Annotated in this window: 11 protein-coding genes; 10 read left to right on the top strand and 1 reads right to left on the bottom strand. The window is 71.0% G+C overall.

The window, feature by feature from the left end; translation table 11 throughout:
• Nucleotides 1-89: 89 nt before the first annotated feature.
• Nucleotides 90-626: an N-acetyltransferase gene (locus tag FL311_RS34455; protein ID WP_141331932.1), complete on the bottom strand. Its 537-nt coding sequence runs from the start codon at nucleotides 624-626 to the stop codon at nucleotides 90-92.
• A 289-nt stretch (nucleotides 627-915) separates the two neighbouring features.
• On the opposite strand from FL311_RS34455, the gene FL311_RS34450 reads away from it, so the two are divergent.
• From FL311_RS34450 to thiL, 10 genes are all read left to right on the top strand, one after another.
• Entirely contained in the window at nucleotides 916-1,635 is a 720-nt protein-coding gene (locus FL311_RS34450; RefSeq protein WP_141331931.1) for an ATP/GTP-binding protein, read from the top strand.
• Nucleotides 1,632-3,134, top strand: coding sequence for an ATP-binding protein (locus FL311_RS34445; RefSeq protein ID WP_141331930.1), 1,503 nt, complete (start codon nucleotides 1,632-1,634; stop codon nucleotides 3,132-3,134). The genes FL311_RS34450 and FL311_RS34445 overlap by 4 nt, the downstream gene beginning before the upstream one ends.
• Before the next feature lie 111 nt (nucleotides 3,135-3,245).
• Nucleotides 3,246-3,833 (top strand): NYN domain-containing protein, encoded by a 588-nt coding sequence (locus FL311_RS34440; protein WP_046716512.1) that lies wholly within the window; start codon nucleotides 3,246-3,248, stop codon nucleotides 3,831-3,833.
• Nucleotides 3,834-4,005: 172 nt separating this feature from the next.
• Nucleotides 4,006-4,428, top strand: a complete 423-nt coding sequence (locus FL311_RS34435) for a VOC family protein (protein ID WP_141331929.1) — start codon at nucleotides 4,006-4,008, stop codon at nucleotides 4,426-4,428.
• A gap of 4 nt (nucleotides 4,429-4,432) precedes the next feature.
• Nucleotides 4,433-4,774 carry a helix-turn-helix transcriptional regulator gene (locus FL311_RS34430; protein ID WP_046716510.1) on the top strand — a complete coding sequence of 114 codons (342 nt, stop codon included), beginning with the start codon at nucleotides 4,433-4,435 and terminating at the stop codon, nucleotides 4,772-4,774.
• A gap of 16 nt (nucleotides 4,775-4,790) precedes the next feature.
• Nucleotides 4,791-5,282, top strand: a complete 492-nt coding sequence (locus FL311_RS34425) for an SRPBCC domain-containing protein (RefSeq protein WP_141331928.1) — start codon at nucleotides 4,791-4,793, stop codon at nucleotides 5,280-5,282.
• A 439-nt stretch (nucleotides 5,283-5,721) separates the two neighbouring features.
• Nucleotides 5,722-7,329 (top strand): hypothetical protein, encoded by a 1,608-nt coding sequence (locus FL311_RS34420; RefSeq protein WP_141331927.1) that lies wholly within the window; start codon nucleotides 5,722-5,724, stop codon nucleotides 7,327-7,329.
• Between the two features lie 189 nt (nucleotides 7,330-7,518).
• Nucleotides 7,519-9,411 carry a Hint domain-containing protein gene (locus FL311_RS34415; RefSeq protein ID WP_141331926.1) on the top strand — a complete coding sequence of 631 codons (1,893 nt, stop codon included), beginning with the start codon at nucleotides 7,519-7,521 and terminating at the stop codon, nucleotides 9,409-9,411.
• 110 nt (nucleotides 9,412-9,521) lie between these two features.
• Nucleotides 9,522-11,414, top strand: coding sequence for a hypothetical protein (locus tag FL311_RS34410; RefSeq protein ID WP_141331925.1), 1,893 nt, complete (start codon nucleotides 9,522-9,524; stop codon nucleotides 11,412-11,414).
• Nucleotides 11,415-11,442: 28 nt separating this feature from the next.
• On the top strand, nucleotides 11,443-12,234 hold a 792-nt coding region (gene thiL, locus FL311_RS34405), incomplete at its 3' end, for a thiamine-phosphate kinase (RefSeq protein ID WP_141331924.1).

The raw sequence follows: 12,234 nt of genomic DNA, 5'->3' as shown, positions 1-12,234 counted from the left end.
GGGGGAGGGGGCTCCGGGGCCCCTGAGGGCCCGCTCGGAGCGAGGGCGGGAGGCAAGCGGCCTCCCGCCAGGTGCGCCACGGCGCGGGACTACAGCTCGCGCGACATCAGGAGCCGCAGCTTGCCGGACTTCTTGGACACCACCGTGGCCACGGTGGTGAAGCCCGCCTTGCGGTAGAATCCCACCGCGGGCGCGTTGGACGGGTCCACGCGCAGGGCAATGGTCTTGCGGTACATGTCCCGCGCGGCCCGGAGCGCCTGCTCCAGCACCACCATCCCCAGCCCCTTCTTGCGCAACTCCGGCTTCACCACGATGTTGCGCAGGTAGGCGGCGCCGGGCACCGGGCCGTCGCGCTCCACCGTGACGTAGCCGACGATCTGGCTCTGCAGCCGGGCCACGTGGATGAAGGGCTTGAGCTGGGTCAGGGCCTTGAGGCTGTCCTCCTGCGTCTCACCCCGGCTCTTCCAGGGCTCGGAGCTGGCGCGCAGGGCCGCCACCGCCGTCATGTCCTCGTCGGTGGGCAGGGTGAACTTCACCGCCGCCATCAGGTCGTTGGGGAGGCCCACCACATCCAGCACCGGGGCTGGGGCCATCTCCACGCCCGGGTCCACCTGCTTCATCGTCATCGCCATCTCCTCCGTCGCGCTGCGATCCTAACCGCACCCCCGCCACCGGTGCACGCGGTGATTCCGCGCACATTGTCTTCTCAAGTGAGGAGTTTGCCTCCCCCTGGCACGAGAGGGTCGGATTCGGGTCAACCCCACCTTCGCCGGCGCCATTCCAGGGCACAGGCCCCGCTTCCACGGCCGCCATCCGGCCGGCCTTCCGCGAAGCAGGCGTTCCCACTATAAAAACCCTGGTCGTCACCGGAGGGCTGGCCTCTCCTCCCCTCGACTCCGCCTGCCCGAGCACCCCTTGCAACTGAACCACGCCCAGCGCGAGCTGACGCTCAAGATCGTCTACTACGGTCCCGGACTCAGCGGGAAGACGACGAACCTGCGTCAGCTCCACGCCCGCGCGTACCCGGAGGTCCGGGGGCGGTTGCTGACGGTGGACACGCACGACGACCGGACGCTGTTCTTCGATCTGCTGCCTGTCTTCTTCTCCACGTCCTCGGGCTTCAAGGTGAAGGTGAAGCTCTTCACGGTGCCCGGGCAGGTCATCCACAACGCGACCCGGCGCATCGTGCTGCAGGGGGCCGACGCGGTGGTGTTCATCGCGGACAGCCGGCACAGCGCGACGGCGGAGAACAACGCCTACTGGCGCAACCTGCAGGACAACATGAAGGAGAACGGGCTGGACCCCGCGCAGGTGCCCGTCGTCATCCAGTTCAACAAGCGGGACCTGCCCGACGCGCGCACGGACGCGGAGCTGGAGGAGGCGCGCAAGCGCGGCGGCGAGGCCGTGGTGGGCGCGGTGGCCCTCAAGGGCGAGGGCGTGCTGGAGACCTTCCACGCCGTGGCCCAGGCGGCCTACCGGCGGCTGGACGCGCGCGCGCACCTGGCGCGCAACGTGGGCCTCACCGAGGCGGAGTTCCTGTCCCAGGTCTTCGGCCGCATGGACCTGGCGGGCACCGCGCTGGCCGGGCGCTACGCCGCCGTCACCCGCGACGAGCAGGTGGGGGGCGGGCGATGAGCGGCTATCAGGGCAGCGCGCCCCCGGAGGGCTCGCGCCGCGAGTCCGTCCTCCAGCGCCGGCTGTCCCTGGGCGAGATGCTGGACCTCCCGTCGTTCGCGGAGGTGGTGAAGAGCTTCAGCGAGCTGTACCGCGTGGGCATCAAGGTGCTCGACGCGCGCGGCACCAAGCTGGCCGACGTGAAGGTGGGCCACGGCGACTTCTGCGCGTACGTCTTCTCCTTCCCGGACGGCCGCTCGCGCTGCACCGCCACCGTGGCGCGCGTGAAGGACGGCCCCGTCGTCCCGCTCAACGGCGCGCGCGTGGCCCAGGGCGACGGCGCGGAGGAGGCGGGCCTCATCGCGCTGCCGTGCTTCACCGGCCTGCGCTACCTGGTGATGCCCGTGCGCTGGGAAGGCGACTTCCTGGGCCGCGTCATCCTGGGGCCCTTCACCCCCGAGGAGCTGGGCGACTTCCCGGACACGCTCACGGACATCCCCGCGCTGGAGCTCACGCGCGCCCAGGAGCTGGTGTCCAAGGTGCGCCGCGCGCCCGAGCGCACCGTGGTCCAGGTGCTGACGCACTTCGGCCAGGTGCTCGCCGCGCTCGTCGCCAGCGGCCACCGCACCTACCTGACGACGCAGCTGCACATCGAGGCGATGCTGGAGACGCACCGCGAGCTGGAGGCGCAGAACTCGCGCCTGGCCCAGGTGAACACGCGCCTCAAGGAGCTGGACCGGCTCAAGTCCACCTTCCTGGGCACGGTGAGCCACGAGCTGCGCACGCCCCTGGCGTCCATCATCGGCTACTCGGAGATGCTGGCCGAGGGCCTGGCCGGCGTGCTCAACCCCGAGCAGCTGCTCTACGTGCGCACCATCGTCGAGAAGGGCGAGTCGCTGCTCAACCTCATCTCGTCCATCCTCGACCTGAGCCAGATTGAAGCCGGCAAGCTGCGGCTGTCGGTGGGGCCGGTGGACCTGGCCAGCGTCATCCAGACGGCGGTCTCCAGCGTGCTGCCCCAGGCGCAGAGAAAGGGCGTGGAGCTGGAGGTGCGCCTGCCGCCCGTGCCCAGGCCCCGGCTGGCGGGCGACGCGGACAAGCTGCGCCAGGTGCTGGTGAACCTGCTCGCCAACGCGCTGAAGTTCACGTCGTCCGGAGGGCGGGTGTCGGTGGTGATGTCGGAGGCGGGCGTCCAGGACGCGCTGGGCCTCACCGGCTACCGCGTCTGCGTGGAGGACACCGGCGTGGGCATCCGCGAGGACCAGTTCGAGCGCATCTTCCAGAGCTTCTACCAGGTGGACGGCAGCTCCACGCGCGAGCACGGCGGCGCGGGGCTGGGCCTGGCCATCGTGAAGAGCCTGGTGGAGGGCCACGGCGGCAAGGTGTTCGTGGAGAGCGAGTTCGGACGCGGCTCGCGCTTCACGGTGGTGCTGCCCATGCAGCCGCCCATCCCCGAGCACGGCCTGCTGGCCGCCCCCGCGCCCGTGCCCGAGCTCCCCCCGGGGCCCGACCGCTTCTGACGCGGGAGGTCGACCGGGACCGTGCCTTCCCGGGCGCGGGACGTGGCGCGTCGTGGACGTGTCACACGCAATCCCCCCGGAAGGCATCGCCCGGGCGTATTGTCCGCGCCCATGCTCACCGGACGTCCTTCCGCCGCTTCCTACGTGCTCATCGATGCGGAGAACATCGACTGGGCCGTCTCCAACGTCGTCGGCCGTAAACCCGAGTCGCAGGACCGCGTGCAGTTCGACCGTCTGGTCGCCTTCTGCGAGACGTACTTCCCCGCGCCCGTGCGCTGCGTGGTGGTGCTCAACGCGCGCGGCGAGCAGCTGCCCGACGTGATGATTGGCTTCATCCGCGCGCTGAAGTCCGCGGGCTGCGAGGTGGCGCTGCTCTACGGACGTCCGGACCAGAAGGTGGTGGACCTGGGCATCCTCAAGCTCCTGGAGACCATCCGCACCCAGCGGCCCAAGGCGGCCGTGGGCCTGGCCAGCCACGACGGCGGTGACTTCGCCGAGGCCCTCAAGCCCATGCTCGAGGAGAAGCGCCAGGTGGCCGTGCTCGGCCTGCGCGAGTACGTCAGCCAGCGCTTCCGGGACCTGGTCCCCGCGGGCCTCAAGATTGTCGACCTGGAGCTCAACGCGAAGGTGTTCCAGCGCCCGCTGCCCCGGCTCCTGCCGGTCAACGTGGACGAGTTCGACCCGATGCTGTTCGTCTAGCGCGCGCCGCTCCCCGCGCACCCCCGGCCGGAGCCCCACCGAGGGCCCGGCCGGCCTTCCACACGCTTCGCGAGCCGCGCCCCTCGCCGTGCTCGTCGCGCTTGCGGATGATTAACGACGGCGTTAAATATTGTCCCAGCGGTTAACGACTCGTTCGCCAAGGAGACACGCCATGAAGCCGGTTCCCGAGGGGTTCTCACGCATCAGTCCCGGGCTGTTCTACGAGGACGCGCCCAAGGCCATCGACTGGTTGGAGAAGGCCTTCGGCTTCCAGGCGCGGCTGAAGGTGGAGGGCGCGCCGGGCATCATCGTCCATTCGGAGCTGGTGTACGGCGAGGCCGTCATCCTGGTGAACTCGGTCACCCCCAAGTTCCCGGGCCGCACGACGGGCGCCACGAGCGCGTGCTACCTGATGGTGTACGTGGATGACGTGGACGCGCACTGCGCGCGGGCCAAGGCCGCGGGCGCCCGAATCACCCAGGAGCCGAAGACCACGGACTACGGCGAGGACTACTGGACGGACCGGGGCTACGGCGCCGAGGACCTGGAGGGCCACTCCTGGTGGTTCGCCCAGCGGATGTCCTCCAAGGGCTGACGCCATGGGAGCCGCCCGTCGCCTGGATGAGACCTTCGCCGCGCTGGCCGACCCCACCCGTCGAGGGGTCATCGACCTGCTCCGCGAGGAGCCCCGGCGCGCGGGCGAGCTGGCCGCCGCCTTCGACATGTCCGCGCCCGCCATGTCCCGACACCTGCGCGTGCTGCGCAAGACGGGGCTGGTGGAGGAGGAGGCCATCGAGGACGATGCCCGGGTGAAGGTGTACCGGCTGCGCCCCGAGCGTTTCGGGGAGCTGCGCGCGTGGCTCGACGAGGTGGAGTCCTTCTGGAGCGACCAGCTCTCCGCCTTCAAGGCCCACGCCGAACGCACCCGCAAGAAGACCTGAGCCTCGAGGCCCCGCGATGACGACGCCGCAGACCGCACGCGTGACGACCTTCCTCGCCCTGGAGCCCCAGGTGGCCTTCGAGGTCTTCACCGAAGAGACCGACCTCTGGTGGCGCAAGGGGCCCCGCTTCCGGGGCTCCCGCTCGCCCGACAGCGTGGTGCGCTTCGAGGGCGGCGCCGGAGGCCGGCTGGTGGAGGCGGACGCCGAGGGCGTCTTCGAGATTGGCCGCGTGCTGGCGTGGGTGCCCGGCCACCACCTGCGCTTCGAGTGGCGCGGCAGGAACTTCGCGCCCGGCGAGCTCACCGAGGTGGAGGTGCGCTTCGAGTCCGCCGAGGGCGGCACCCGCGTCGTCCTGGAGCACCGCGGCTGGGAGTCGCTGCGCCCCGACCACCCCGTGCGACATGGTCAGGACGTCGCCGCCTTCCTCGCGATGATGGGCCTGTGGTGGGCGGGCCTCACCACCGCGCTGCGCACCGTGGCCTCCCGCCCGACGCCACGCGTTGAATGACTGTCAGCGATTAGCCCTGTCATAAAATTACAGATGCAGCCCTCGCGGGCATGTATGCTGTTGGCGTCTGGACGTGTGGCCCCGAGCCCCGTCGCGTGCGCCTGCCCGCGGACAACCCCCTGACACATGTCTCGCGTACTCACCGGACGCGCCCTCGCGTGCGTCCGGGACGCGGGCCCGGGTGTTCGCTCGGGACCTGGCGCGTCCGCGCCCGACGCCGCGTGCGTCCCGTTGAATGCGCCTGCGTGTGCAGTCTTGACGCACCCGGGGTCAAGTCCTCACATGTCGTGGAAATTCCGTAGAGCACCCGCATGGATGGCTGGGTGGGATTTGTGGTGAATCCGATTCTGTCTTGTAAATATTTGTTGAATGCTTCATAAGGGCGCGCGCTGGACAGACGTGGTGAAACCAGTTGTGTCAATCCGAAGAGGGGGAGCATATGGACAAGCGCATCCGGCGCTCGTGTCTTGCTTTGGCATCGATTCTGGCTCTCGCCGGCTGTAGCACGCAGGAGGACGTGGTGGAGGCCGAGGCCCCACCCGCCGCGCGGCCCGCGCCGTTGCACTCCGAGCGCGGCGGCATCGGCCTCTTGCTCGCCTCCGGCGACAAGTCGGCGATGAACACGGTGACGGTCAACACGTTCCGCTCGCTCGTCGTCACCGAGACGGCCATCGTCAACAACTTCTCCCTGCGCGAGGTCATGGACCAGCTCGCCGTGCAGAGCGGCGTGGCGGGGATGACGGGCCTCAAGCTCTACCGCCAGCTCTGGGACACGCAGAACCCGACGCCTGGGCAGATCAACCCGAACCAGCACTGCAACGACCAGATGTCGGGCTCGCAGTCCGTCTTCAACAGCTTCCCGTACCAGTGCCGCAACGCGGAGGGCGCCCAGGCGGGCCAGGACCCGTTCAACGTCGCGACGCAGGGCTACCGGGCGGTGGGCCTGTTCAACCGCTTCGACCTGGCGCCCGCGGACGGCTCCAACTGCGGCGAGTACCGCATCGTCTTCGCGCGCAGGTCCGGAGAGACCAACGCCGGCCAGCGCAACTTCATGATTTTCGAGGCCGTGCTGCCCAACCCCCACCAGGACGAGGGGCTGGACGGGTGCCTGCCGGTGGCGGAGTTCTGGCAGCGGCTGACGACCAACCCGGACGTGGCCTCGCGTACCCAGCAGCTGCGGGCGTTCTACCTGCAGGGCCTGCCGGGCTTCCGGCCGGTGGTGCACATCGACAACTACGGCGCGGACCCGGCGACGGTCGCGGGCCAGATTCGCACCAACCAGTTCATGCAGGCCAACTGGCTCCTGCGTGAGTTCAAGCTGCAGAAGACGTGTCTGGCCGGCACGTGCACGTCGCTGCGCGCCATCCTCTCCACGGACAAGGTGAACCCGTTCGGCCCGCTGTTCAGCCCGACGTCCACGCACGCCCGGGCGGAGGACTTCCGCTTCTTCTTCGCCAGCCAGGTGGAGGCGCTGGCGCGCAACGACATCAACCTCTTCAACATGGACGTGCAGGACCAGTTCAACGCGGGCCAGTCCGACGCGCAGGGCACGGAGAACAACTACACCTTCCACTTCGGCAACAACGCCTCCGCGCTGCGCACGCTCATCCAGAACGAGCTCACCCGCATCGGCAGCACGCTGACGCCCAACCAGATTGTGTCCCGCGCCAAGGCGCTGTCGTGCGCGGGCTGCCACGACCTGAGCAACGGCAACAACCTGGGCGGCGGCGTGGTGTGGCCCGCCTCGCTGGGCTTCACCCACGTGAGCGAGCTGACGGAGGAGGGGCCCGAGGGCACGCGCTTCCGCATCTCCCCGGCGCTCACCAACGTCTTCCTGCCGCACAGGAAGGCCGTCCTGGAGGAGTACCTGAGCCGCCCGCGCCCGTGCCACAACGTGTGCAACCCGGGCAACCCCATCGCCACCCACTGCTCGCCGTGCGCGGCGGCGGTGTGCGAGGGCGACCCGTTCTGCTGCTCGGGCTCCTGGGACGTCATCTGCGTGGAGGCGGCGCAGGACGTCTGCGGCCTGGCCTGCAACGCGCAGTAGTCAGCGACTCCTGGTGTCCCGGCGGGCGGTCGTCGCACCCCCGCGCCCGTCGGGACGCCTCGCCGTGGCGGTCATGCGCGGGCCTTTCGGCAGACAGGCCCGCCCTGGGGGGGCAGCGGTCCACACGCAGGTCTGAGTGTCGTCGGTGTGGTTGTCGTCGGCAGTCCACTGCAGCAGAGGGGGTTACACATGAAGCCGTGCTCGCGTTTCTCGGTGCCCGTTACCGCGGCCCTGCCGCTCGTCGCGCTCGCGACGTCCGCCTGGGCTGGCCCGTTGCGCTCCCCGGACCGGGGGTTGGACGGGGCCACGCTGGTGGAGGACTCGCAGTACATGCGCCGCGTCTTCGAGGAGAAGACCCGGGGCGCCGGTGGCGAGAGCATCGCCATCGACCTGGCCGACCCGGCCCAGTACCGCTTCGTGATGAACCGCCTGCGCGGCTCCGGGAAGACGGTGGCCAACGCGCCCCGGCTCTTCGAGCGGCTGGCGCTGGCGCAGAGGAAGGCCCTGGCGCACAAGGCCGCGGGCACGCAGGCGGCGCCCCTGGCCAACAACTGGGGCTGTGACCACTTCCTCAACCTGACCCGCGGCGTCACCAGCGGCTCGGTGCGCGTCTACGAGAGCAATCCCTGGGCGGCGTGCCTCAACGGCGCCAGCTACGTGTACACGGACATCGTCGCCTTCAACGCGAACAACGCGGAGACGCAGACGACGGTGGTGGACTCGGCCTCCGGCGAGGAGTACGCGGCCGGCCAGAGCTTCGACGACGTCATCGTGCGGCCGGCCATCCCGGTGAACCAGGACCGGCAGGTCATCCTCGACTCGATGATGATCGCCATGAACGAGAACACGGGCGAGGAGGTCGTCACCTTCGTGCGCGGCCAGTCGAGCACGACGACGGGCGGCGCGGACCTGGCGCTCGAGCACCCGCGGCTGTCGGTGCCCAACAGCGGCAAGCTGAACACGGAGCTGTGCCAGATGCGCGGCGGCATCGACTGTGACTACGCCGCGGTGGGCGCCACGCTGGCGCCCTCGGGGGCCAACACCCCGACGAGCATCGCGCTGCGCAACCCCGCCGTGACGGCCTCGTGGGTGGGGGATGCCAGCAACAACTTCCCCCTGACGCGCCCGTGGGACTGGAGCCACGTCTACGTGCCCACCAAGTTCACCTTCAACGCGGGCAGCAAGAACGGCATCGCCTGCGTCATCAAGGAGATCCTCCCGGGCTCGAAGGTGCGCCTGGTCAAGCCCATCACGGGCGGCACCTGCATGAGCCAGGCGGACCTGACGCCCTTCCTCACCAGCTCCATCAACAGCCAGACGGCGAACGTGACGCTGCTGGCGGACCTGACGCGGGAGACGTCCATCGCGGGCACGGGTGTCGAGAACTGCGCGATGCAGACCATCATCAACCAGCCGGTGGAGTACGTCATCACGGTGAGCACCAAGGTGAACTGCGGCACGGCGGCGAACACGCCGGCCTCGGTGACGGTGCGCATGCTGTCCGACTCGCGCTATCGCTATGGCGTGCAGGTGTGGAACTCCTGCATGGCGGAGGGCACCCAGGTGGTGCTGGCCGATGGCAGCGTCGTCCCGGTGGAGTCGGTGAAGCGCGGCCAGCGCATCGTGACGAACGCGAAGGGTGACACGCTCACCGTGCGCGACGTCCAGGTGGGTGGCGAGCGCGACGCGATGGTGAACCTGCGTGACGACAAGGGTCACGCGGTCAGCCTGACCGACAAGCACCCGGTCATCATGGCGGATGGCAGGCCGCTGGCGGCCGGCAAGCTGAAGGTGGCGGACCAGGTCAGCACCCGCGAGGGCGTGGCCACGCTGACCTCCGTCACGCGCGAGAAGTACACGGGCAAGGTCTACAACTTCAGCCTGGGGACGCCCGAGGAGCTGGCGCGCGCGGGGAAGCACGCGAACACGATGTTCGCCAACGGCTTCCGCGTGGGTGACAACGCGATGCAGGGCGAGCTGACGGCGCCCGTGGCGGACTCGCGCGAGACGCTCGAGCGCCTGCCGGCCTCGTGGCACAAGGACTACGCCCTGGCCCCCGCGTTCGTGGCGGGGCAGCGCTAGTTCGCGGTTTCGAGGAACGAAGCACCAGCGCCCCACCGACGCAGCTTGCGCCGGTGGGGCGTTCTGGCTGGGTGGGCACGAGAGACAACCTGGTGACGACAGGAGCACGGATGCGGAACACGGTGGTGATGAGCGTGCTGGTGATGGGCCTGCTGGCCTGCGGCGACGGGCCGCCCCGGCCACCGCCACCGGGCTTCTGTCCGGAGCGTCCCGCCGCCGTGGAGCCCGGGAGGCCAGGGCAGGTGCCGCTGCGGGTGCGCTCGCCCGAGCGACTCGAGGCGTGGAGGGCCCGCGTGGGGCTCGCGCGCACGTCGTCGTCGGTGGGGGCGCGAGCGTCCGAGCGGCTCGAGGCGTGGAGGGCCCGCGTGGGGCTCGCGCGCACGTCGTCGTCGGTGGGGGCGCGAGCGCCCGAGCGGCTCGAGGCGGGGAGCGCCCGAGCGGGGCTTGCGCGCACGTCGTCGTCGGTGGGGGCGCGAGCGCCCGAGCGGCTCGAGGCGGGGAGCGCCCGAGCGGGGCTTGCGCGCACGTCGTCGTCGGGGTCGCCTGAGGCGTGGCGGGCTGGCGAGGTGCGCGCACGCGCGTTGTCTGTGGAGGCGCCCGAGCACTTCGCTTCGTGGCGAACTCACGCGGAGCTCTCGCGGGCGGGGACTTCCGAGCGGCTCGAGGCGTGGAGTGCTCGTACGGGGCTCTCGTCCGTGGCGCCATCGGCGCGGGCCGCGGTGGACCTGACGGGCCGCTCGTGGTGGGCCACGCCGTGTCTCGTGGGGACTCCGGGCCTGGAGGTGGCGACGCCCCGGGTGGCCGTGACGGAGTCCGGCCGTGCGATGGCGGTGTGGACCGAGAACGACGGACTCGACGCGTGGCTGTGGGCCAGCGAGTACACGCCGACCACGGGATGGTCTTCCGCGCGCAAGGTGGACCTCTTCCGCGAGCTCCCGGACGACGAGCTCCGGGTGCGGCAGCCGCAGGTCGTCGCCGACGGCGAGGGCCGCGTGCTGTTGATGTGGCTCCAGAGCGAGGGCTCGACGGCGACGCAGCTGTGGTCCGCGCGGCACGTGCCGGGCGAGGGATGGAGCAAGGCGGACCGCGTGCTGGCGCATCCCCTGGGAGACGCGACGCACCTGGAGCTCGCTCGGGACGCGGCGGGCGGCTTCACCGTCATCTGGACGCAGTTCGACGGCGACACGTTCAGCGAGAACGTCTGGACCACCCGCGGCTCGCCCGCGACGGGCTGGGAGCCCGCGCGCCGCATCGACACGCCCGTGCCGGGCTTCTCCCTGGCGCCTCGGGTGTCGGTGAGCTCGGATGGCCACGTGGTGGTGGGGTGGGACCGCTTCGACGAGCTGGAGGGCATCCCCGTGGCGTGGTTCAGCCGGTGGACCCCCGCCGAGGGCTGGAGCGCCGCGGAGCGCCTGAGCCCTCCAGGCGTGGACGGCTTCTACGCGGAGCCCGTGGCGGGGCCGGGCGGCACGGCGCTCGCGCTGTGGAGCGGCCTGGGAGAGGTGGAGGTGGAGCTGTGGGCGCGGCGCTTCGTGCCCGGCTCGGGCTGGTCCTCGCCCGAGCGCCTGGAGGAGGTCCTCGGCAGCTCCGGCGCGGCCCAGGCCACCGCGGAGCGGGAGGGACGCACCCTGGTGGTCTGGCCCCGCGCGCGCGACGGCGTCACCCGCTTGTCCAGCCGGCCCTTCGACTTCACCCGCGGCTTCCGTCCGCGCGAGGACATGGCTCCCCCTCCGAAGGGGCTCGTCGCCCTGGACCCGCGGGTGGTGTCGGTGAGCGCGTGGGAGTCGCTCGCCGTCTGGACCCAGGAGGTCGAGGGCGGCCGGCGCATCGCCGCCAGTCGCTACGTCCTCGGCCGAGGCTGGGGACCCGCGACCTGGCTCGACACGGAGACCTCCGCACAGACGGGCTTTGCGCACGTGGCCGCGGGCGCGCGGGGCGACGCCGTGGCCACCTGGCTGCACGGGGGCGAGGTGCCCGGCGTGGGTCTCAGCGTCTTCCAATAGACGCGCCCTTGGTCTTTGCTGTCGGACGATGCCTGGTGAGTTCGACTTCATCCGCCGCTTCCTCGGCCACTTCCCCAAGGCCCGGGTGCCGGTGGGCCCCGGGGACGACTGCGCGGTGCTCGCGCCCTCGCGCGGGGCGCTGTGCGTCACCACCGACGCCGTGGTGGAGGACGTGCACTTCACCCGCGCGTCCTTCTCCCCCGCGGACATCGGCCACAAGGCGCTCGCGGTGAACCTCTCGGACGTGGCCTCCATGGGCGCCACGCCGCGCTGGTTCGTCTGCGCGCTCGCGCTGCCCAGGGACTTCCCTCCCGCGCACCTGTCGGGCATCGCCCGGGGCATGGCGGCGCTCGCCCGCGAGCACCGCGTGGCGCTGGTGGGCGGCAACTTCACCTCCGCGCGCGAGCTGTCCATCACCATCACCGCCACCGGCGAGCTCTCCCGCCCTCCGCTCACCCGCGCGGGGGCCCGGCCCGGTGACTGGCTCTACGTGTCCGGCACGCTCGGCGACGCGAGGCTGGGGCTCGCCCACCTGCGCGCCGGGGTGAAGCGCGGCGCCAGCGTCCAACGCCAACGCCGACCCCAACCGCGCGTCGCCCTGGGCCAGCTCGCCGGGCGCTTCGCATCCGCGGCACTGGATGTTTCCGATGGTCTTGCACAGGACCTGGGTCACCTGTGCACCGCGTCTGGTGTGCGCGCGGAGGTGGAGCTGGCGAAGCTGCCGATGTCGGCCGCGGTGCGGCGGGAGCTGGGCCCCGAGGGGGCGCTGGCGGGCGGGGAGGACTACGAACTGCTGATGGCCGTCCCCTCGGCGCGGGGG

Source organism: Myxococcus sp. AB025B (genome assembly GCF_006518215.1).
Lineage (GTDB): Bacteria > Myxococcota > Myxococcia > Myxococcales > Myxococcaceae > Myxococcus > Myxococcus fulvus.
Note: the sequence above shows the minus strand (reverse complement) of the source record. Positions and strands in the feature narration are given on the sequence as shown.